Source organism: Pseudomonas jessenii, from assembly GCF_002236115.1.
In the GTDB taxonomy this organism is placed as follows: Bacteria; Pseudomonadota; Gammaproteobacteria; order Pseudomonadales; family Pseudomonadaceae; genus Aquipseudomonas; species Aquipseudomonas jessenii.
Map to the genome: position 1 here is coordinate 474,443 of NZ_NIWT01000003.1, position 20,885 is coordinate 495,327.

The 20,885-nt window shown below is 60.2% G+C and carries 16 protein-coding genes and 1 pseudogene; 14 read left to right on the forward strand and 3 right to left on the reverse strand.

Annotated features, from left to right (window positions below; all coding sequences use genetic code 11):
• Positions 1–24 precede the first annotated feature (24 nt).
• The 5 genes from PSJE_RS11370 to PSJE_RS30490 all read left to right on the forward strand — a co-directional run bounded on the left by PSJE_RS11370 (position 25) and on the right by PSJE_RS30490 (position 5,834).
• Positions 25–990 (forward strand): FecR family protein, encoded by a 966-nt coding sequence (locus PSJE_RS11370; protein ID WP_090457414.1) that lies wholly within the window; start codon positions 25–27, stop codon positions 988–990.
• Positions 991–1,112: 122 nt separating this feature from the next.
• Positions 1,113–3,680: a TonB-dependent receptor gene (locus PSJE_RS11375; RefSeq protein ID WP_090457416.1), complete on the forward strand. Its 2,568-nt coding sequence runs from the start codon at positions 1,113–1,115 to the stop codon at positions 3,678–3,680.
• A gap of 113 nt (positions 3,681–3,793) precedes the next feature.
• Positions 3,794–4,402: a biliverdin-producing heme oxygenase gene (locus tag PSJE_RS11380; RefSeq protein ID WP_090457418.1), complete on the forward strand. Its 609-nt coding sequence runs from the start codon at positions 3,794–3,796 to the stop codon at positions 4,400–4,402.
• Between the two features lie 159 nt (positions 4,403–4,561).
• A complete protein-coding gene (locus PSJE_RS11385; RefSeq protein ID WP_090457420.1) occupies positions 4,562–4,951 on the forward strand; it encodes a YbaN family protein in 390 nt (129 codons plus the stop codon).
• Positions 4,952–5,099: 148 nt separating this feature from the next.
• The gene (locus PSJE_RS30490) at positions 5,100–5,834 is read left to right on the forward strand and encodes a hypothetical protein (protein WP_139212757.1); all 735 of its coding nucleotides are present in this window, start codon (positions 5,100–5,102) and stop codon (positions 5,832–5,834) included.
• A gap of 62 nt (positions 5,835–5,896) precedes the next feature.
• Here PSJE_RS30490 and PSJE_RS11395 read toward each other — a convergent pair whose 3' ends face one another.
• Complete coding sequence (locus PSJE_RS11395) at positions 5,897–6,682, reverse strand: hypothetical protein (protein ID WP_131726847.1); 786 nt, start codon at positions 6,680–6,682, stop codon at positions 5,897–5,899.
• Between the two features lie 721 nt (positions 6,683–7,403).
• Between PSJE_RS11395 and PSJE_RS32170 the strand changes: the two are divergent.
• The 3 genes and pseudogenes from PSJE_RS32170 to PSJE_RS11405 all read left to right on the forward strand — a co-directional run.
• Positions 7,404–8,420: pseudogene (locus PSJE_RS32170) on the forward strand (methyl-accepting chemotaxis protein); the annotation flags it as partial.
• 102 nt (positions 8,421–8,522) lie between these two features.
• A complete protein-coding gene (locus tag PSJE_RS32175; protein ID WP_371318440.1) occupies positions 8,523–9,278 on the forward strand; it encodes a methyl-accepting chemotaxis protein in 756 nt (251 codons plus the stop codon).
• A gap of 173 nt (positions 9,279–9,451) precedes the next feature.
• A complete protein-coding gene (locus tag PSJE_RS11405) occupies positions 9,452–10,801 on the forward strand; it encodes a CoA transferase (RefSeq protein ID WP_090457428.1) in 1,350 nt (449 codons plus the stop codon).
• A 130-nt stretch (positions 10,802–10,931) separates the two neighbouring features.
• Here the strand turns inward: PSJE_RS11405 and PSJE_RS11410 are convergent, their stop codons facing one another.
• Positions 10,932–11,795: a DNA-3-methyladenine glycosylase family protein gene (locus tag PSJE_RS11410; RefSeq protein ID WP_090457430.1), complete on the reverse strand. Its 864-nt coding sequence runs from the start codon at positions 11,793–11,795 to the stop codon at positions 10,932–10,934.
• Positions 11,792–13,219, reverse strand: coding sequence for an arginine-ornithine antiporter (gene arcD, locus PSJE_RS11415; RefSeq protein WP_090457431.1), 1,428 nt, complete (start codon positions 13,217–13,219; stop codon positions 11,792–11,794). The genes PSJE_RS11410 and arcD (PSJE_RS11415) overlap by 4 nt, the downstream gene beginning before the upstream one ends.
• Before the next feature lie 444 nt (positions 13,220–13,663).
• On the opposite strand from arcD (PSJE_RS11415), the gene arcD (PSJE_RS11420) reads away from it, so the two are divergent.
• The 6 genes from arcD (PSJE_RS11420) to PSJE_RS11445 all read left to right on the forward strand — a co-directional run bounded on the left by arcD (PSJE_RS11420) (position 13,664) and on the right by PSJE_RS11445 (position 20,741).
• Positions 13,664–15,091: an arginine-ornithine antiporter gene (arcD, locus tag PSJE_RS11420; RefSeq protein ID WP_057713531.1), complete on the forward strand. Its 1,428-nt coding sequence runs from the start codon at positions 13,664–13,666 to the stop codon at positions 15,089–15,091.
• 34 nt (positions 15,092–15,125) lie between these two features.
• Complete coding sequence (gene arcA / locus PSJE_RS11425) at positions 15,126–16,382, forward strand: arginine deiminase (protein ID WP_057713530.1); 1,257 nt, start codon at positions 15,126–15,128, stop codon at positions 16,380–16,382.
• Positions 16,383–16,463: 81 nt separating this feature from the next.
• Positions 16,464–17,474, forward strand: a complete 1,011-nt coding sequence (locus tag PSJE_RS11430; protein ID WP_090457433.1) for an ornithine carbamoyltransferase — start codon at positions 16,464–16,466, stop codon at positions 17,472–17,474.
• A 184-nt stretch (positions 17,475–17,658) separates the two neighbouring features.
• Positions 17,659–18,588 carry a carbamate kinase gene (gene arcC / locus PSJE_RS11435; protein WP_057713528.1) on the forward strand — a complete coding sequence of 310 codons (930 nt, stop codon included), beginning with the start codon at positions 17,659–17,661 and terminating at the stop codon, positions 18,586–18,588.
• Positions 18,589–18,651: 63 nt separating this feature from the next.
• Entirely contained in the window at positions 18,652–19,014 is a 363-nt protein-coding gene (locus PSJE_RS11440; RefSeq protein WP_090457435.1) for a DUF5064 family protein, read from the forward strand.
• A 218-nt stretch (positions 19,015–19,232) separates the two neighbouring features.
• Positions 19,233–20,741 (forward strand): sigma-54-dependent transcriptional regulator, encoded by a 1,509-nt coding sequence (locus PSJE_RS11445; RefSeq protein WP_090457437.1) that lies wholly within the window; start codon positions 19,233–19,235, stop codon positions 20,739–20,741.
• Positions 20,742–20,885: the final 144 nt, after the last annotated feature.

The window sequence follows — 20,885 nt, forward strand, 5'->3', positions numbered from 1 at the left end:
CACAGACACTGCCGAGGAAACACCGTGACGGACAACCACCGCTCCCCCGAGCCTTCATCGGCGCAGGACCCCGCAAGCGCGATGGACCAGGCCCTGGACTGGCTGATTGTGCTCGGCAGTCCCGACGAGGAGCAGAGCAGCCAATTCCATGCATGGCTCGACGCCGATCCGTTGAATGCCCAGGCGTTCGCCAAGGCCCAGGCGATCTGGGACGGCCCGCAAGTAGCGCAATGCGCGCAAAGCCTGGCCGCCCGTCCGGCGAAAGTCACTGTCCTCGCCCGTCTGCGTCCGCACTGGAAACCACTGGCCACCGCCGCCGTGCTGCTGCTCGGGCTGTTCAGTTTCAGCAGTTTGCCGATGCGCCTGCAGGCCGATCACCTGACTGTGGTCGGCGAACGCCAGCGCCTGCAACTGGAGGACGGTTCCAGGGTTCTGCTCAATACCAACTCGGCGTTCTCAAGCACCATCAACGACCAGCAACGTGTTGCCCGCCTGTATCAGGGCGAAGCGTTTTTCGAAGTGCAGGCCAATCGCGGCCAACCACTGGAAATCGACGCCGGCCCGGTCACGGCCAGCGTTCGCGATACCGCATTTGCCGTGCGTTACCTCGACGGCGTGGCGCAGGTGCGGGTACAGCGCGGCGACGTCGACTTGCGCGCCACTCGGGATGACGCGCGGGTACGCTTGTCCGCCGGGGAAAGCATTCGCATCGGCCCCAACGGCTTCGACCGCCCGGCCAAACTCGACGCCGCCACCGACCTTGCGTGGGTCCAGGGACGGCTGGTATTCGAAAACTGCCCGTTGAACCAGGTACTGGCAGAACTTCGCCGCTATTACCCGGGCTGGATCATCAACAACAACGAACAGTTGGCCGATGTCACCGTGACCGGCAACTACCGTCTCGATCAGCCGCTGGACGTGGTTCGCTCCCTGGCCCACATCACCTCGGCCCGGCTCCAGGAATTCCCGGCGCTGGTCATCCTGAACTGAATGAGAATTATTTTTACTCGATAGCCAAACCCCGTACGTCTCGTTATAGCCAATGCAATTGATTCGCATCTCACCATGCCAATCAGCACCTATAAAGATTCGTGCGACACGGAGCGCTATCGATGTCCCCTCGCCTTACCCGCCAAGCCCCTACACCTTCCCGCGTGCTGTCGCTGCTGACCGCCGCCATCCTGATGGCCGGTACCGCACCGCTCATGGCCGCCACCGCCACCGAGCAGTCGAGCCGCAAAATGGGCGACTACTCGTTCGCCATTCCCCAGCAATCACTGGTGTCGGCACTCAATGCCTTTACCACCGTAACGGGCTGGCAGATCGGTATGTCGTCGGAGCTGGCACAAGGTGTGGCCTCGCCGGGCGTCCGTGGTTCGCTGTCGCCGGAGAAAGCCCTGGATCGCCTGTTGGTGGGGACCAACCTGGGCTATCGCAAACTGGGCAACAACAGCATCGTTCTGGAAAAACGCAACGGTAGCAGTGCCCTGAATCTCGATCAGGTGACCATCAGCGCCACCCGTAACGAACAGTCTGTGAATAGCGTGCCGAGCACGGTCTCTGTCTACACCCGCGAAGATCTGGACCGCAACAACGTCAATACCATCAAGGAGCTGGTGCGCTACGAACCCGGTGTTTCGGTAGGCGGCGCAGGCCAGCGGGCCGGTATCACCGGCTACAACATTCGCGGCATCGATGGCGACCGCGTGCTGACCCAGGTCGATGGCGTGCAGGTACCCGACGGCTTCTTCAACGGCCCCTATGCCCAGACCAACCGCAACTATGTCGACCCGGAAATCGTCAAGCGTGTGGAAATCCTCCGTGGCCCGGCCTCTGTCTTGTACGGCAGCAATGCCATTGGCGGCGCCGTCAGCTACTACACGCTGGACCCGGACGACATCATCAAACCGGGCAAGGATGTCGGCGCGCGCCTGAAAACCGGCTACAGCTCCGCCGACGACAGCTGGCTGACGTCCGGCACCGTCGCCGGCCGTACAGGCGAGCTCGATGGCCTGTTGCATCTCAGTCAACGCAACGGTCATGAAACAGAGTCCTATGGCGAAACCGGCGGCACTGGCCTGAACCGTACTGAAGCCAACCCCCAGGACGCTCGCACCACCAGCGTGCTGGCCAAACTGGGCTGGAATTACGCCGACGACGCGCGCCTGGGCCTGACCTATGAGCATTACAAGGACGACCGCGACACCAATCAATTGAGCGCAGTGGGCGGCCCGTTCAATGCCGGACGCGGTTTCGGCTACTACAAGTCCCGTACCGGTAACGACACGATCACCCGCGAACGCTTTGGCCTGGAACACAGCTTCGGTCTGGACAGCGCCCTGGCCGACAACATCAAGTGGACGCTGAACTACCAGATCGCCAAGACCGACCAGAGCACCGAGGAAATCTACGCGCCGCCGTCACGAACCGTGCTGCGTAACCGCGATACCACCTACAAGGACCGCCAATGGGTATTCGATGCCCAGGCTGACAAGTCGTTTGCCATCGCCGACACCGACCACCTCGTCACCTATGGCACCACCATCAAGCAGGACAAAATCACCGGCCTGCGTACCGGCACCGGCACCTGCCTGACCGTGGCCGGATCCTGCCGGGTCATTGGCGCCCCTAGTGCCACCGACACGCTGACACCCGCCAGTGACTTCCCGGACCCGACCGTCAACAGCTACAGCCTGTTCGCCCAGGATCTGATCAGCTGGGGCAACTGGACCTTTGCGCCAGGTGCTCGCTACGACTACACCGAACTCAAGCCGCACATCACCGAAGAGTTCCTGGCCACCGCCGACCAGAGCGGCAACGGTACGGTGAGCGACGAGACCAAAACCTGGCATCGCCTGTCGCCGAATTTTGGCACCACCTACAGCTTCAACGACCATTACACCTGGTACGGCAAATACGCTGAAGGCTTCCGCACCCCGACCGCCAAGGCGTTGTACGGTCGTTTCGAAAACATCGCCGGCGGCTATCGGGTAGCGCCTAATCCTGACCTCGAACCGGAAAAAAGCAAAAGCTACGAGACGGGTTTGCGCGGCAACTTCGAGCAGGGCTCGTTTGACGTGGCAGTGTTCTACAACAAATACCGCGACTTCATCAACGAGAACGCCATCACTCCGGGCTACACCGAGACCACGTTCCAGAGCAACAACATCAAGCACGCCACCATCAAGGGCGCGGAGGTCAAGGGACGCCTGAACCTCGACGCCTTCGGCGCGCCGCAAGGCCTCTACACCCAGGGCTCGGTGGCCTATGCCTACGGTCGCAACGACGACAACGGCGAGCCGCTCAACAGCGTCAACCCGCTGACCGGCGTATTCGGCCTCGGCTACGACCAGGACACCTACGGTGGCTTGCTCAGCTGGACCCTGGTGAAGAAGAAGGATCGCGTCGACAGCACCAGCTTCAAAACCCCGGACGGCACCAGCACCCAGTTCAAGACGCCCGGTTTCGGCATTCTGGACCTGAGCGCGTTCTACAAGGTGACCGACGACGTGACCGTCAGCGGCGGCGTCTACAACCTCACCGACAAGAAGTACTGGCTGTGGGATGACGTGCGCGGCTACGACAGCGTCGGCGAAGCCTCGGTGACCCAACCGGCCAACCTCGACCGTCTGACTCAGCCGGGTCGCAACTTTGCGGTCAACCTGATCTGGGATATCTGATCCGCTCATCTCGCCTGGCGGTTTCATCAAGCCGCCCGGTGAGGATTTTTTACTGTCAGGCGCCTTCCTGTTCGTCTCGTTACCAAGCGCCTCTCTTTCTCCAAGGAATTGCCATGACTACCCAGGCCACCGAACAACGCCCCAACCTGCGTTCGCAACGTTTGAACCAGATCACCCACGAGCCGCACAGCAAGCTCGATGCCCTGGTCAAGGCTCATGCGCCGTTTGAAACCCCGGCCAATTTCGCCCGTTTCGTGGTGGCGCAGTACCTGTTCCAGTCGGAACTGGTGTCGCTGTACAACGATACCGAACTGACCGCCATCGTCCCGGACCTGCCGGCCCGCTGTCGTGCCGATGCAGCCAGGGCCGACCTCGCGGACCTGGACACCGACGTGCCGGCACCTGTCGCCGGTGCACTGAAGAACCCGACCAAGGCCGAGGCCCTGGGCTGGATCTTCGTCTCCGAAGGCTCGAAGCTCGGCGCGGCGTTCCTCATCAAGCGCGCCGTGGGCCTTGGCCTGAGCGAAACCTTCGGCGCCCGCCACCTCGGCGAACCGGCCGGCGGCCGCGCTGAAGGCTGGAAGAGCTTCGTTAAAACCCTGGACGGCCTGGCATTCAGCGCCCAGGAAGAAGCCGAAGTGGAAAAAGGCGCCATCGACGCGTTCAACCGTTTTACCGTGTTGCTGGAGCGGGCTTACGCTACCGCACCAGAAATCGCCTGACACACCACCGCCCCTGTAGGAGCGAGCCTGCTCGCGATGACGGTATTCCAGACAGCATTATTGTCGACTGATACCCCCCTATCGCGAGCAAGCTCGCTCCCACAAGGAACGAAGTAAATCCGTAAGATTTCGATCAGCCTCACATGTTGCCTTGAGCCCATGCCAGCCTCCTCCAGACTCTCCCGCCTCCTCTTCGGCCTGCTGGCCTATGTCAGCCTGGGCATCGGCCTGATCGCCATCGTCATACCCGGCCTGCCAACCACCGAGTTCATCCTGCTGGCCGCCTGGGCCGCGACCCGCAGTTCGCCGCGCCTGAGTGCCTGGCTGGAAAACCACCGGCTGTTCGGCCCCATCCTCCATAACTGGCGCAACGGCAAGATCATCGCGCGTCGGGCAAAAGTCAGCGCCACGGTCAGCATGCTGTTATGTGCCGGTCTCATGCTGGTGATGCTCGATCACGGCTGGCCGATTTACCTGGCGATTGCCGGCATGGGGCTGGGCAATCTGTGGATCTGGTCACGACCGGAATCACTGCCGCAAGTCACCTGAAACCTCTTCAAACCGCCCTGTGACAGCCGACAACGGCATGCTTGAAAGTACCTACTTCCTGTTCGGACTTCTCCTACGTGTTTATCAGGTCATCCATGACCGGGTCATGGCCGTTAAGCACCATGAACCCCCACAATGAGAAGCTGACATGAATGTAAGTGCCGCTGCATCTTTTCAAGTTCCGTATCCGCAAACAGTGAAGGCGAACACGGAAAAATCCCAGCTTGAGAAAGTCGACATTCCGGTAATGGATGACAGGATAAGGTTGACCATCGAGAAACTCCGAGCTCCTCGAAGTGAACCTAGAAATCTCAGCAGCGAAAAACTGAATGAGGTGGAGGATTTCTTGAATACGCTCGAATCACTTAACGGGTTCTATGACCTACCCCCTCAGATAAAAAGCTTTAGATATTCAATGATCAGGCATCATGAATTCCAGGCAAATTTGATGCTCAAAAAAATGGAAGGGATTTACTCCGACTTCAAAAAAGACCTGCAAAACAAATGGTCTGGCCTGGCCCATAACGTAATGGGCTTCACCGTGGCCGAAGACGGTCAGTTGAAAGTCACTTCGCCCCCCGACACCCTGACCGCCAGGGATGAGGAAATATTGAACACCCTGTTGAACGAGGCCAAAGGCTTGCAACCCCTGACCCTCAAGCACGCCAAGACCGTAATCGAGTTGATTCAGCTGGATAAGCCACAGTTCGAGGGCAAGGTGAAACTGGACCTGAGCAACTTCCACAACATGATTGACTATGGATTATTGCTGAACAAAGGTGCGCTGGACCTGGGAAGTTCAGACTCCTGGCTGGATCAATTGCATAAAAAAGCCGAAAAGGACCCGAGCGAGAGAAAGCAGGGACTGCACATCGAGGCCTGATCGTTTGAAAAAAAGCCCGGCAAAGCGGTGTACATCACCGCATTGCCGGGAATATGCCGGATCTAGTTATGCAACATGTTTTGATAGCATATCTGAGCGAATGAAACGTTCGGCACGTTGTGACCGCCCACCCCCGACGCCTCTTTGTCTTGAACCTGAATCGACCAATATCCCAGGTTGTATTCGACCTCCCACTTATAGCGATACTTGCCACTGCTGGTCCAGAAAGGATCAGACTTCAACTGGCCATAGCACCTGCCCAACTCAAGGGCTTGCGCGGCGCTACCAGTGCTGTCCGTTATAAGGTCGAACCTTTCGTCATCCCCCCCCTTGTTCAATATCAAGGTAGCTTTAGCGCCTTCGAGCGGCTGCCCTGTCGAATCCCTCAATCGGACCGACCAGTTCAGGACTCTGTAGGCCTGCGTGGTCGCCCAGTACAGCGGCAGCTCACCGGCATCGCCCCGGACGCGACTGTCGGCGTAGTAAGGTGCAGAACCAAACTCAAGCGTGTAGATATCACCCGCCACGAACGGGGCGGACGGTTTCTTCGAGATGCGAACCTGAACTTCCTGATTCGGCTGCAAACCAGAAACCGTTAAGGGTGTACCCCAAGGGATTACGGCCCAGTTTCCATCGCGATTGTATTCCAGCGTCAATGGCCCGCCTTTCGTCCCGCTCGCACGGATCCACACATCCTGCCCCCGCACCGCCATGAAGCTGTATTGCTTCACATCCGTTTCGTCAGCCAGACTTTCCTTGAGGGTGTTCAGCTTGTCCGGCAGTACCGTGGCCGCCGAGGGAATTTGAGAGGCAATACCCGAAATAGCTGCCGAGTTCAGAAAAGACATGGCAGGAGCCGAGCCTGCCGCCAACAACATCCCCCAAAACAACAACACCGAGCGCAACCCAGTCCTTTTAAAGCAAGTAATCCACATAGAGTCTTCTCATTATTTTCTGTCAGATGCCGAAAGCCAAAGCTTCCGGAAGTGTTCCACCGAGGTGGCATCTGCATTGAAACGTCCTGCCGTTTATGAGAAGCGGTACATATGTATTTTGTGAATTTCATTCAGGCGCTTCGAGACCGGCGTCCCTGATGCCCCCTGAATTCACCCCGCGCTTTTTCCTCTTTTTATCCCCATTTTCGGCACATTTTTCTGCGCAAACGTTCAACAACTACCACTCGTCGGGTTGCCCCTCATGTAACCTCTTCGCCACGCCGATGTGCATTGATCGGCGCTAAATGGATTTAGCGAGTGAGCCACAACGGCCCACAGCCAACACTTCATCCATTCGCGAGCTCGCCCTATGTTCGACTCACTGTCCATTCGCCTGAAAATCGTCCTGCTGTCCGGTCTGTGCCTGCTGGGCGTAGTCGCCTTGATAGTGGGTATGAACATCTACCAGACCAATCAGAACGATGATCTGGTCGGCGATTCCAGCAGCAGAATGCTTACCGCCAGTGTGCAGGACCTGCTCCAGGCCAAGGCCGCCGAGCAGGCGGTGCGGGTGCAGAAGACGTTCGGTGAAACCCTGACGGTGGTGACCGCCCTCGCGGACCAGATCCAGGACATGCGCAACCTGGCCGCCAAACGCTCCCTCGAGCCCGGCATCTTGCGAGAAGAGTTGAACCAGAGCCTGAAAACCGCCTTCGAACGCAACAGCAAAGTGCTGGGCATTTGGCTGGCGTTCGAACCCAATGGGCTGGACGGCAAGGACAGCGAATTCGTCAATGACGCCGCCCGCCAGTCCAACGAGATCGGCCGTTTCGCCACGTACTGGAGCCGCGCCGGGGGTGAGTCGCTGAACACGATCATGGTCGAAGAAGACATGACCAAAACCACCTTGAACCTCAGCGGCACGCCGTACAACGTCTGGTACACCTGCCCGCGGGACAGCAAGCGCATCTGCCTGCTCGACCCGTATGCCGATACCGTCGGCAACAAGGAAATGTTGATGACCACCATTTCCGTACCGCTGCTGGTAGATGGCAAGTCCATCGGCGTGGTCGGCATCGACATCGCCCTCGACGCCCTGCAAGCGGCGGCAGTCGACTCCCAGCGCGACCTGTTCAACAGTGCCGGGCACATGCTCATCGTTTCCGGCACTGGCGTACTGGCCGCCTACAGTGTCGACGCCGGCAAAGTCGGCAAGAACATCGGCGACACCCTGGGCGGCGATGGCAAGGACATCCTGCAGTTGCTCACTAGTGGCGCGCCGAAGATTCTCCAGCAAGGCGACCTGATCCGCGCGGTGTACCCGGTCAGCCCGATTGCCGATGCCAAGGCCTGGGCCGTGGTGATCGACCTGCCCAAACAAGTGCTGCTGGCCGACTCAGTGAAACTGCAAGCGGTACTCGATGATGCCCAACACAGCGGCACGATCAAGGCACTGTCGGTGGCAGTGATTGCCGGTGTGATCGGTCTGCTGCTGATGTGGCTTACCGCGTCCGGCGTGACCCGCCCGATCAACAGCGTGGCCGACATGCTCAAGGCGATTGCCAGTGGGGACGGCGACCTGACCCAGCGCCTGCACTACAGCAAGAAGGACGAGTTGGGCGAACTGGTGAGCTGGTTCAACCGCTTCCTCGACAAGCTGCAACCGACCATCGCGCAGATCAAGCAAAGCATCACCGATGCCCGTGGCACGGCCGACCAGTCTTCGGAAATCGCCCGCCAGACCAGTGAAGGCATGCAGGTGCAGTTCCGCGAAATCGACCAGGTCGCCACCGCGTCCAACGAAATGAGCGCCACCGCCCACGATGTCGCCAACAGCGCCTCGAACGCGGCCAACGCGGCGAAAGGCGCCGACCAGTCGGCCCGCGACGGCATGCAAATCATCGAGCGCAGCACCCGCGACATCAATCAACTGGCCGAAGAAGTCAGCAAGGCCGTGACCGAAGTCGAAGCCCTTGCGGTCAACAGCGAGCAGATCGGTTCGGTGCTGGAGGTGATTCGCAGCATCGCCGAACAAACCAACCTGCTGGCGCTCAACGCCGCCATCGAAGCCGCCCGTGCCGGTGAAAGCGGTCGTGGTTTTGCGGTGGTCGCCGATGAAGTGCGCAACCTGGCCAAACGCACCCAGGACTCGGTGGAAGAAATTCGCCTGGTGATCGAACGCATCCAGAGCGGCACCCGCGGCGTGGTCGCCACCATGCACTCAAGCCAGACCCAGGCCCACAGCAACGCCGGGCAGATCCAGCAGGCCGTCCAGGCCTTGGGCAAGATCAGCGATGCGGTTACCGTGATCAGCGATATGAACCTGCAAATCGCCAGCGCCGCCGAACAGCAAAGCGCCGTCGCCGAAGAGGTCAACCGCAACGTCTCGGCGATCCGCACCGTCACCGAAACCCTGACCAGCCAGGCCACCGAATCGGCGCAGATCAGCAGCCAGCTCAACTCCCTGACCACCCATCAGATGAAGTTGATGGATCAGTTCCGCGTTTAAAGAACCTACCGAAGATCCCCTGTGGGAGCGAGCTTGCTCGCGATAGCGGACTGACATTCAACATTGATGTCGACTGACAGTCCGCTATCGCGAGCAAGCTCGCTCCCACAGGGATTTCATCTGACCTGGATTTTTTTGAACTATGATCGGGCTCTCGCTCCGGAGGGCCTTCGATGGCTGATCTGCTCACGTCCATTCAAGCCGCGCTCGGCTTGCCTCACACCCCGATTCCATTCACGTCCAGTGGCGCCCTGCCCTCGGCGTTTGCCGTCACTGATCTGGCCTGCGCCAGCATGGCCGTCGCCGGCCAGGCTGCCAGCGAACTGCTGCACCAACAAACCGGGCGCCTGCCCGACCTTGAAGTTGACCGACGCCTGGCGTCATTCTGGTTCGCAACCTCGATTCGCCCGCTTGGCTGGAGCGTTCCGCCGTTGTGGGACCCGATCGCGGGTGACTACGCCACCCGCGATGGCTGGATTCGCCTGCACACCAACGCGCCCCATCACCGCGCCGCTGCCGAAAGCGTGCTCGGTGCCTGTACCGACCGCGCAGCGATGGCCGACAAAGTGGCTCGGTGGGCGAAAAGCGATCTGGAACAGGCTGTGGTCGATGCCGGTGGCTGTGCCGCCGAAATGCGTACCTGGGAACAATGGCAGGTCCATCCTCAAGGCCAGGCGGTAAACGTCGAACCCTTGATTCAATTCGCCAACAACCCAAGCCAGAGCCGCCAACCGTGGTCAGGTTCAGTGGCTCGACCACTGGCTGGCATCAAGGTGCTGGACTTGACCCGGGTACTGGCCGGCCCCATCGCCAGTCGCTTTCTGGCAGGCCTGGGCGCCGATGTCCTGCGCATCGATCCGCCGACCTGGAACGAACCTGGAGTGGTGCCGGAAGTCACCTTGGGAAAACGCTGTGCGCGTCTTGATCTGAACGACAAGTCCGACCGCGCCGTATTCGAATGCCTGCTCAAGGACGCCGACATTCTGCTTCATGGTTATCGTGCTGATGCACTGGAACGACTTGGACTGGGCATGAATGAGCGCCGACAACTGAACCCGGGCCTGATCGATGTTTGTCTAAACGCCTATGGCTGGAGCGGCCCCTGGCAAAATCGGCGGGGCTTCGACAGCCTGGTGCAGATGAGCAGTGGCATTGCCGAAGCGGGCATGCGCTGGAAGCAGTCGGACAAACCGACGCCATTGCCGGTGCAGGCCCTCGATCACGCCACCGGGTATCTGATGGCGGCCAGTGCGATCCGGTTGTTGGCACAGCGGTTGAGCGACGGTATCGGGGGTTCGGCGCGATTGTCGTTGGCGCGTACGGCGAGGTTGTTGATCGAGCATGGGGCGGGGACGAGTGAAGCGTTACGTGCGGAAGATGAGCAGGATCAGGGGTTGATGGTGGAGCAGACACCCTGGGGACCGGCGCATCGGTTGCAGGCGCCTCTGAAGATCACAGGAACGCCTCTGCAATGGACCTTGCCCGCGACTGAACTGGGTTCACATCCCGCACAGTGGTGGTGACAGTCATATCGCCAGCGCGAGCAAGCTCGCTCCCACAGGTGACCGAGACCTTCCGAGAGACCGCGATCAACTGTGGGAGCGAGCTTGCTCGCGATAGCGCCAGAAACAGCAGCACAAATCCCGGATCAGCTCAGTCCGCCCGACTCAAGGAAGTCCACAGCACCTGCGCCGCATACCCTCGATACGGCCGCCACCCTTCAGCCCGCTGCAACAGTTGCCTGGCTGTCACCGGCCCCCCCTCCAGCGCCGCCAACGCATTGATCAGCCCGACATCACCATTGGGAAACCCATCCATCTCCCGCAACTGTCGCAACGCAATGTATTGCGCCGTCCAGTCACCAATCCCGTACAACGCCAGCAACCGCGCTACACCCCCCTCCCGCCCGGGCTCAAACAATCGCGGATCATCGAGCAGTGCCTGAGCCACCCCCAACAAGGTCCGGCCTCGGCTTTTCGGCATGCCCAGCGCCGCCAGATCTGCGCCTGCCAAAACGCTGGCCCGGGGAAAAACATGGGTCAATCCCGGTAGCGCTGAACTCAATGGCGTGCCGTACTGCGCTACCAGTTTCCCCGCCAGGCGGATCGCCGCCGCCACCGTAATCTGCTGCCCCAGTACCGCGCGGATCGCCAGCTCCAGCCCGTCCCACGCCCCGGGTACGCGCAGGCCCGGGCGTTCGGCAATCAACCGCGCCATCAGCGGATCAACCGCAAGGTGCCGGTGAATCGTGGACAGGTCGGCATCCAGGTCGAACATTCGCCGCACTCGCGCAACGATCTCAGGCACGGCAGCAGCCTCCGGAAAGTCCAGGGTCAGCTCAAGTGCATCGGATGTAGCAGGCTGGATCGAAAACGTACCGTGAACGCCATCCAGGTCGATGCTGCGCGAGTACACACCCTCAACCACCCTTTCCAGGCCCACGATCGCCCGCGCCGACAAGAACCCCAGGAGCGCCGGCCAGTCATAGGGCGGCTGGTACGCCAGCAACAACCTCACAGACTGAGCAACCCGCTGTACAACCCGTAAGCCGCCAGCCCCGCACCACCGATGACACAGGTGAAAATACCTTTCTCGACAACCGTGAACAGTGGTTTGCCCTGCTCATTACGAGCCTTGGCGAACAGGATCACACCCGGCGCATACAGCAGCGCCGACAGCAGCAAATACTTCAGGCCGCCGGCATACAGCAACCACACCGCGTAGCCCAGAGCGATGCCACCAATGAGCAGGTCCTTGATCCGCTCGGCGGGTGCCTGTTGATAGGTTTCACCCCGTGCGCACAACAACACCGCATAGGCCGCCGACCACAGGTACGGCACCAGAATCATCGAGGACGCCAGGTAAATCAGGCTGGTGTAGGTGCCGGCGGAAAACAGGGTGATCAGCAGGAACAACTGGATCATCGAGTTGGTCAGCCACATCGCATTGACCGGCACATGGTTGGCGTTTTCCTTGGTCAGGAATGCCGGCATGGTCTTGTCTTTCGCCGTGGCGAACAGGATTTCGGCGCACAGCAACGCCCAGGACAACAAGGCCCCCAACAGCGAGATCGCCAGGCCGACGCTGATCAGCAACGCGCCCCAGGGGCCGACGATATGTTCAAGCACTGCCGCCAGCGAGGGGTTCTGCAGTTTCGCCAGTTGCGGCTGGGTCATGATGCCCAGCGACAGCACGTTCACCAGCACCAGCACTGCCAATACCCCAATGAACCCGATCACCGTCGCCCGGCCCACGTCGGAACGTTTTTCCGCACGGGCCGAATAGACACTGGCCCCCTCGATACCGATGAACACGAATACGGTGACCAGCATCATGTGCCGAACCTGATCCATCACGCTGCCGAATTCCGGGTTGTTGCGCCCCCAGATGTCGGCGGTGAAGATATCCGCCTTGAACGCCACGGCGGCGATCACGATGAACATGATCAGCGGCACGATCTTGGCCACGGTGGTCACTTGATTGATGAACGCCGCCTCCTTGATCCCGCGCATCACCACAAAGTGCACGGTCCAGAGCAGCACCGAAGCGCAGGCGATGGCGATCGGCGTGTTGCCTTCGCCAAACACCGGAACGAAATAACCGAGGGTGCTGAACAGCAGCACGAAGTAGCCGACGTTGCCCAGCCAGGCGCTGATCCAGTAGCCCCAGGCCGAAGAAAAACCCATGTAATCGCCGAACCCGGCCTTGGCATAGGCGTACACCCCGGAGTCCAGCTCCGGCTTGCGATTGGCCAGGGTCTGGAACACGAACGCCAGGGTCAACATGCCGACGGCGGTGATTGCCCAACCGATCAGGATCGCCCCGGCATCGGCCCTGGCCGCCATGTTCTGCGGCAGGGAAAAAATCCCGCCGCCGATCATCGACCCCACCACCAGCGCGATCAGCGCGCTCAGGCGAAGCTTGTTCGGTGATTGCGACATCGTTGCATCTCCATTTTTCGTTGGTGGGCGGCAACGGCCACGAGATCGTCAGATAACGGGCGCTAACTAAACTGATGAAGAGTAATAACGTTTATTGGATAACGCCAACCAGCCTCTTTTTTACTTGCACAAAATGGCTATTTTGGCACCGATATATTCATTTGTTTTATACACACTTTTAATACATTGACTCTGTACAAAAAACCCATGAACAAAACTTGCAAATTCGGAAACCCCAACTAGCGTCATAATTCGAAACAAATACAAAAAGTGCTAAAACAAACTGCAAAAGGCTCTAGAACAGGCATTACAGACAGAAACACCGCAAATGATGGCACTCCGCCAACAAACTGGGAGCGCTCTCATTTAGTGATCTAAGTCAGCTGATTGAGCAGTCAACGGAATTAGTCTGTTGCCTCTCTTCTCCTGCATTGGAGTCATGCAATGTCTGAAGCTCCCGGAAAACTGAAACTCGGCGCGCTGGTTGCGTTAGTCGTGGGTTCGATGATTGGTGGCGGGATATTTTCCTTGCCACAAAACATGGCGGCCAGCGCGGATGTCGGCGCCATTCTGATCGGTTGGGCGATCACCGCCGTCGGCATGTTGACCCTGGCGTTCGTGTTCCAGACCCTGGCCAACCGCAAACCCGATCTTGATGGCGGGGTTTACGCCTACGCCAAGGCCGGGTTCGGCGACTACATGGGCTTCTCGTCCGCCTGGGGGTACTGGATCAGTGCCTGGCTGGGCAACGTCGGCTACTTCGTACTTTTGTTCAGCACCCTCGGCTACTTCTTTCCGATATTTGGGGAGGGGAATACCCCCGCTGCCGTGATCGGCGCCTCGGTGCTGCTGTGGGCGGTACATTTCCTCGTACTGCGAGGAATCAAGGAAGCAGCGTTCATCAACCTGGTGACCACTGTCGCCAAGATCGTGCCGCTGCTGCTGTTCATGTTGATTGCGTTGTTCGCCTTCAAACTGGACATCTTCACCGCCGACATCTGGGGCCTGAAGAACCCGGACCTGGGCAGCGTGATGGACCAGGTGCGCAAGATGATGCTGGTCACCGTGTGGGTGTTCATCGGCATCGAAGGCGCGAGCATCTTTTCGGCCCGGGCGGAAAAACGCAGCGACGTGGGTAAGGCCACCGTGATCGGCTTCGTCACCGTGCTGCTGTTTTTGGTCCTGGTCAACGTGCTATCGCTGGGGATCATGACCCAGCCGGAACTGGCCAAACTGCAGAATCCGTCGATGGCCGCCGTGCTGGAGCACGTGGTCGGTCACTGGGGTGCGGTGCTGATCAGCGTCGGTTTGATCATCTCGTTGCTGGGGGCGCTGCTGTCGTGGGTGCTGCTGTGCGCGGAGATCATGTTCGCCGCCGCCAAGGACCACACCATGCCGGAGTTTCTGCGCAAGGAAAACGCCAACCATGTACCGGTCAACGCCCTGTGGCTAACCAACGCCATGGTGCAGGTTTTCCTGATCATCACGTTGTTCTCGGCCAGCACTTACCTGTCGCTGATCTACCTCGCCACCTCGATGATCCTGGTGCCTTACCTGTGGTCGGCAGCCTACGCCTTGCTGCTGGCGGTGCGCGGCGAAAGCTACGAAGGCGCCGCGGGCGAGCGGCAGAAGGATCTCATCATCGGCGCCGTGGCCCTGATCTACGCGGTCTGGCTGTTGTACGCCGGTGGCATCAAGTACCTGCTGCTGTCCGCCCTGCTCTACGCCCCCGGTGTGATCTTGTTCGCCAAGGCCAAGCTGGAAATCAACAAACCGGTTTTCACCAACGTCGAGAAGCTGATTTTCGCTACGGTGGTCGTCGGCGCCATGGTGGCGGCCTACGGTCTCTATGACGGCTTCCTGACTCTGTAAAACCCCTGTTTTTGTCATCTGGAGGATCACTGTAATGACCACGGAAAAAGTTAAGTACGGCGTCCATTCCGAGGCCGGCAAACTGCGCAAAGTCATGGTTTGCTCCCCAGGCCTGGCCCATCAGCGGCTGACCCCGAACAACTGCGATGAACTGCTGTTCGATGATGTGCTGTGGGTGGCCCAGGCCAAGCGCGACCACTTCGACTTCGTTACCAAGATGCGCGAACGCAACATCGATGTGCTGGAAATGCACAACCTGCTGACCGACATCGTCGCTATCCCCGAAGCCCTGGACTGGATTCTGGAGCGCAAGGTCACCGCCAACTCGGTGGGCCTTGGCCTGATCAATGAAACCTCTTCGTGGCTGCGCAGCCTGGAGCCGCGCAAGATCGCCGAGTTCCTGATCGGCGGCGTCTCGGGCGACGATCTGCCCTCCAGTTTCGGTGGCAAGGCCATCGAGATGTTCCGCGACTTCCTCGGCAACTCCAGCTTCATCCTGCCGCCGCTGCCCAACACCCAGTTCACCCGCGACACCACCTGCTGGATTTACGGTGGCGTCACCCTCAACCCGATGTACTGGCCGGCACGTCGTCAGGAAACCCTGCTGACCACCGCCATCTACAAATTCCACCCCGAGTTCACCAAAGCAGATTTCGAGATCTGGTACGGCGACCCGGACCTGGACCACGGTAACTCCACCCTTGAGGGCGGTGATGTGATGCCGATCGGCAACGGCGTGGTCTTGATCGGCATGGGCGAACGCTCGTCGCGCCAGGCCATTGCCCAACTGGCGGTGAACCTGTTCAAAAACAAAGCCGTGGAGAAAGTGATCGTCGCCGGCCTGCCGAAATCCCGCGCGGCGATGCACCTGGACACCGTGTTCAGCTTCTGTGATCGCGACCTCGTCACGATCTTCCCGGAAGTGGTGAACCAGATTGTCGCCTTCACCCTGCGTCCCGATGAAAGCAAGGCGGGCGGCATCGATATCCGCCGCGAAGAAACCAGCTTCCTCGACACCGTGGCCCAGGCCCTGAACCTCAAAGCGCTGCGCGTGGTGGAAACCGGCGGCAACAGCTTCGCCGCCGAACGCGAGCAATGGGACGACGGCAACAACGTAGTGGCCGTGGAGCCAGGCGTGGTCATCGGCTACGACCGCAATACCTACACCAACACCCTGCTGCGCAAGGCCGGTGTGGAAGTGATCACCATCAGCGCCGGCGAACTCGGCCGGGGACGGGGCGGCGGCCATTGCATGACCTGCCCGATCATCCGCGACCCGATTGACTACTAACCTATTGCCTTGGACCGCGCTGCCCTCTACCCAAGGGCATGCGCAGGCCAAGGGGATTACCGACACCTTAGGAGATCCAAAATGGCGTTCAATATCCATAACCGCAATCTGCTGAGCCTGGAACACCACACCCCTCGCGAATTGCGCTACCTGCTCGACCTGTCCCGCGACCTCAAGCGTGCCAAGTACACCGGCACCGAACAGCAGCATCTCAAGGGCAACAACATCGCGCTGATCTTCGAAAAGACCTCGACCCGCACCCGCTGCGCGTTTGAAGTTGCAGCCTATGACCAGGGCGCCAACGTCACCTACATCGACCCGAACTCCTCGCAGATCGGCCACAAGGAAAGCATGAAGGACACCGCCCGCGTGCTCGGGCGCATGTATGACGCCATCGAGTACCGTGGCTTCAAGCAGGAAATCGTCGAGGAACTGGCCAAGTTCGCCGGCGTACCGGTGTTCAACGGCTTGACCGACGAATATCACCCGACGCAAATGATCGCCGACGTGCTGACCATGCGTGAGCACGCCGACAAGCCGATCCACGAGATCAGCTACGCCTACCTGGGCGATGCGCGCAACAACATGGGCAACTCCCTGCTGCTGACCGGCGCCAAGCTCGGCATGGACGTGCGCATCTGTGCGCCAAAAGCCCTGTGGCCGGCGGACGACCTGGTGGCGCGCTGCAAACAGTACGGCGAAGAAAGCGGTGCGCGCATTACTCTCACCGAAGACCCGAAAGCGGCGGTCAAGGGTGTGGACTTCATCCACACCGACGTCTGGGTGTCGATGGGCGAGCCGGTTGAAGCCTGGGCCGAACGCATCCAGCAATTGCTGCCGTATCAGGTCAACGCCGAACTGATGAAAGCCACCGGCAACCCGCGCACCAAGTTCATGCACTGCCTGCCGGCGTTCCACAACTGTGATACCAAAGTCGGCAAGCAGATTGCCGAGCAGTACCCGCACCTGAGCAACGGCATCGAAGTGACCGATGACGTGTTCGAGTCGCCGGCCTGCATCGCCTTCGAGCAAGCGGAAAACCGCATGCACACCATCAAGGCGATTCTGGTGTCGACACTGGCTGATCTATAACGGCTGACTGGCTCCCACTGACGGAACACGGTCAATGTGGGAGCTGGCTTGCCTGCGATGGCAGCGCCGCGGTGCATCTGACAGACCGAGGCGATCCCATCGCGAGCAAGCTCGCTCCCACAGGATCGGGTTCCATCGACAGACCGAGTCGCCCGTTTACTTCTCTTTTAGAAGGACTAGCACCATGCGTATCGTCGTTGCTCTTGGCGGTAATGCCCTGCTCCGCCGGGGCGAACCCATGACCGCTGACAACCAGCGCGCCAACATCCGGATCGCCACCGAACAGATCGCCAAGATCCATCCCGGCAACCAACTGGTCATCGCCCATGGCAATGGCCCTCAAGTCGGCCTGCTGTCATTGCAGGCGGCGGCCTACACCTCGGTTTCGCCTTATCCGCTGGACGTGCTCGGTGCCGAAACCGAAGGCATGATCGGCTACATCATCGAACAGGAACTGGGCAACCTGCTGGACTTCGAAGTGCCCTTCGCGACCTTGCTGACCCAGGTCGAAGTCGATGCCAATGACCCGGCCTTCAAGAACCCGACCAAACCCATCGGCCCTGTCTATACCAAGGAAGAGGCCGAAGCACTCGCCGCCGAGAAAGGCTGGGCCATTGCCCCGGACGGCGACAAATACCGTCGCGTGGTCGCCAGCCCGAAACCGAAACGCATCTTCGAAATCCGTCCGATCAAATGGCTGCTGGAAAAAAGCAGCATCGTGATCTGCGCCGGCGGTGGCGGCATTCCGACCATGTATACCTCGCCCGGCAAACTCGAGGGCGTCGAAGCGGTCATCGACAAGGACCTGTGCTCGGCGCTGCTGGCCGAACAGCTTGAAGCCGACCTGCTGGTGATCGCTACCGACGTCAACGCCGCCTTCATCGACTTTGGCAAACCCACGCAGAAAGCCATCGCCCAGGCCCACCCCGACGAAATGGAAAAACTCGGCTTCGCCGCCGGCTCCATGGGACCGAAGGTGCAGGCAGCCTGCGAATTCGCGCGCCATACTGGGAAAGTCGCAGTGATCGGCTCGCTCTCGGACATCGAAGCGATCGTCCAGGGCAAGGCCGGTACGCGCATCAGTACGGCGACACCGGGCATCAGCTATCAGTAAACGAAACGGCGGGGCAGGCCTGGGGCCGGCCCTGATTCAAGATCTTTTGAAGGAGAGTCAACAATGGCAACGTTCGAGCCGGGTCACCTGCACATCGAGCGACACGCGCTGAACAAGGATGACGTCAGCTACAACATCTGCATCGACTATGAAGTCGCCCAGGACCCCAAGGAAGGCAAAGGGATGCAGTTCAAGATGCACGGCAGCATCCAGGGCAAGGACATGAGCGAGACGTTCTTCCTGCCCAAGGACATGGCCTACAACTTCGCCAGCAACGTCACCAAGATTGCCGAGAAGCACGGCATCCCGAAAACCCATAGCAACATCGGTTCGATCCACAAGCATTACGACGCCATGTTCGAGGACGTGCGGGTACAACTGAACATGAAATCGGGCGACCCGGTCAAACCCGAGCACCTGGAATAACCCCGGACTCTGTGAACACCACCGATCCCTGTGGGAGCGAGCTTGCTCGCGATGGCGGCCTGTCATCCACCATTGATGTTGACTGACACACTGCCATCGCGAGCAAGCTCGCTCCCACAGGGGGCGTTCGCTCAATTGAAGTCCGCGCAGGATTTCACCATTAGCCCGCCCCAAGGCATACTTGCCACCCTTCGCACTGCAGAACCCAAGACCGCCCCATGCGTATCCACGTCAGCTTCATCGACCGCGTCGGTATCACCCAGGAAGTCCTGGCCCTGCTCGGCGGGCGCAATCTGAACCTGGATGCGGTGGAAATGGTCCCGCCCAATGTTTATATCGACGCCCCGACGCTGAGCCCGCAAGTTCTCGAGGAACTGCGCGATGCCCTGTTCAGCGTGCGTGGCGTGCAAGCGGTGACGGTGGTCGACATCCTGCCCGGCCAGCGCCGGCACCTGCAGCTCGACGCGTTGCTCGCAGCCATGACCGACCCGGTACTGGCACTGGACAGTGACGGCAAGGTGCTGCTGGCCAACCCGGCCCTGATCGCCCTGTACGGCCGCGAACCGGACGGTGAAAGCGTGGCCGACCTGTTTGCCGACCCGGCCTTGCTCGACACCCTGCTCGAACACGGCTTTCGCCTGCCGCTGCGGGAAATCACCGTCAACGGCCAGACCCTGTTGCTCGACGCCACACCGATCACCGACGCCGGCGCCCTGCTGACCCTGTACCAACCGAACCGCATCGGCGAACGCCTGTCCGCGCTGCACCATGACCACGCCGAAGGTTTCGATGCCCTGCTCGGCGAGTCCCCGGTGATCCGCACCCTCAAGGCGCGTGCTCAGCGGGTGGCGGCCCTCGACGCACCGTTGCTGATCCAGGGCGAAACCGGCACCGGCAAGGAACTGGTGGCCCGCGCCTGCCACGCCATCAGCGCCCGGCACAGCTCACCCTTTCTGGCGTTGAACTGCGCGGCATTGCCGGAGAACCTCGCCGAAAGTGAACTGTTCGGCTACGCCCCCGGCGCCTTCACCGGCGCACAACGGGGTGGCAAACCCGGTTTGATGGAACTGGCCAACCAGGGCACGGTGTTTCTCGATGAAATCGGCGAGATGTCGCCGTACTTGCAGGCCAAATTGCTGCGTTTCCTCAACGACGGCAGTTTTCGCCGGGTCGGCGGTGACCGTGAGGTCAAGGTCAACGTACGGATCCTCAGCGCCACCCACCGTGACCTGGAAAAAATGGTCAGCGAAGGCCTGTTCCGCGAGGACCTGTTCTATCGCCTCAACGTCCTCAACGTCGAAGTGCCGCCCCTGCGCGAACGCGGCCAGGACATCCTGCTGCTGGCCCGCTACTTCATGCAGCAGGCCTGTGCGCAGATCCAGCGACCGATCTGTCGTCTGGCGCCGGGCACTTACCCGGCGCTGCTGGGCAACCGCTGGCCAGGCAACGTGCGGCAATTGCAGAACGTGATTTTCCGCGCCGCGGCGATCTGCGAAAGCAGCCTGGTGGACATCGGCGATCTGGACATCGCCGGCACCTCGGTAGCCCGCCAGGGCGACCATGACGTCGACAGCCTGGAACAGGCCATGGACGAGTTCGAGAAAACCCTGCTGGAAAAACTCTACGCCAGCTACCCCTCGACCCGGCAACTCGCGACCCGGCTGCAAACCTCCCACACGGCGATTGCCCATCGGTTGCGCAAGTACGGGATTCCGAGCAAGGCCTGAGGCCTGACACCGAACAAACCTGTGGGAGCGAGCTTGCTCGCGATGGCGGTATTACATTCAACGTTTGTGTCGGCTGATACTCCCTCATCGCGAGCAAGCTCGCTCCCACAGGTTTTGTGTCCGGTGCGAAACCGCGCCAAAAAC

What these genes read in the sequence shown, in the direction of transcription:
- PSJE_RS11375 (WP_090457416.1), top strand. Translation starts at nt 1,113, where the DNA reads ATGTCCCCTCGCCTTACCCGCCAAGCCCCTACACCTTCCCGCGTGCTG.
- PSJE_RS11380 (WP_090457418.1), top strand. Translation starts at nt 3,794, where the DNA reads ATGACTACCCAGGCCACCGAACAACGCCCCAACCTGCGTTCGCAACGT.
- PSJE_RS11385 (WP_090457420.1), top strand. Translation starts at nt 4,562, where the DNA reads ATGCCAGCCTCCTCCAGACTCTCCCGCCTCCTCTTCGGCCTGCTGGCC.
- PSJE_RS30490 (WP_139212757.1), top strand. Translation starts at nt 5,100, where the DNA reads ATGAATGTAAGTGCCGCTGCATCTTTTCAAGTTCCGTATCCGCAAACA.
- PSJE_RS11395 (WP_131726847.1), bottom strand. Translation starts at nt 6,682, where the DNA reads ATGTCTTTTCTGAACTCGGCAGCTATTTCGGGTATTGCCTCTCAAATT.
- PSJE_RS32175 (WP_371318440.1), top strand. Translation starts at nt 8,523, where the DNA reads ATGCAGGTGCAGTTCCGCGAAATCGACCAGGTCGCCACCGCGTCCAAC.
- PSJE_RS11405 (WP_090457428.1), top strand. Translation starts at nt 9,452, where the DNA reads ATGGCTGATCTGCTCACGTCCATTCAAGCCGCGCTCGGCTTGCCTCAC.
- arcD (WP_090457431.1), bottom strand. Translation starts at nt 13,219, where the DNA reads ATGTCGCAATCACCGAACAAGCTTCGCCTGAGCGCGCTGATCGCGCTG.
- arcD (WP_057713531.1), top strand. Translation starts at nt 13,664, where the DNA reads ATGTCTGAAGCTCCCGGAAAACTGAAACTCGGCGCGCTGGTTGCGTTA.
- arcA (WP_057713530.1), top strand. Translation starts at nt 15,126, where the DNA reads ATGACCACGGAAAAAGTTAAGTACGGCGTCCATTCCGAGGCCGGCAAA.
- PSJE_RS11430 (WP_090457433.1), top strand. Translation starts at nt 16,464, where the DNA reads ATGGCGTTCAATATCCATAACCGCAATCTGCTGAGCCTGGAACACCAC.
- arcC (WP_057713528.1), top strand. Translation starts at nt 17,659, where the DNA reads ATGCGTATCGTCGTTGCTCTTGGCGGTAATGCCCTGCTCCGCCGGGGC.
- PSJE_RS11440 (WP_090457435.1), top strand. Translation starts at nt 18,652, where the DNA reads ATGGCAACGTTCGAGCCGGGTCACCTGCACATCGAGCGACACGCGCTG.
- PSJE_RS11445 (WP_090457437.1), top strand. Translation starts at nt 19,233, where the DNA reads ATGCGTATCCACGTCAGCTTCATCGACCGCGTCGGTATCACCCAGGAA.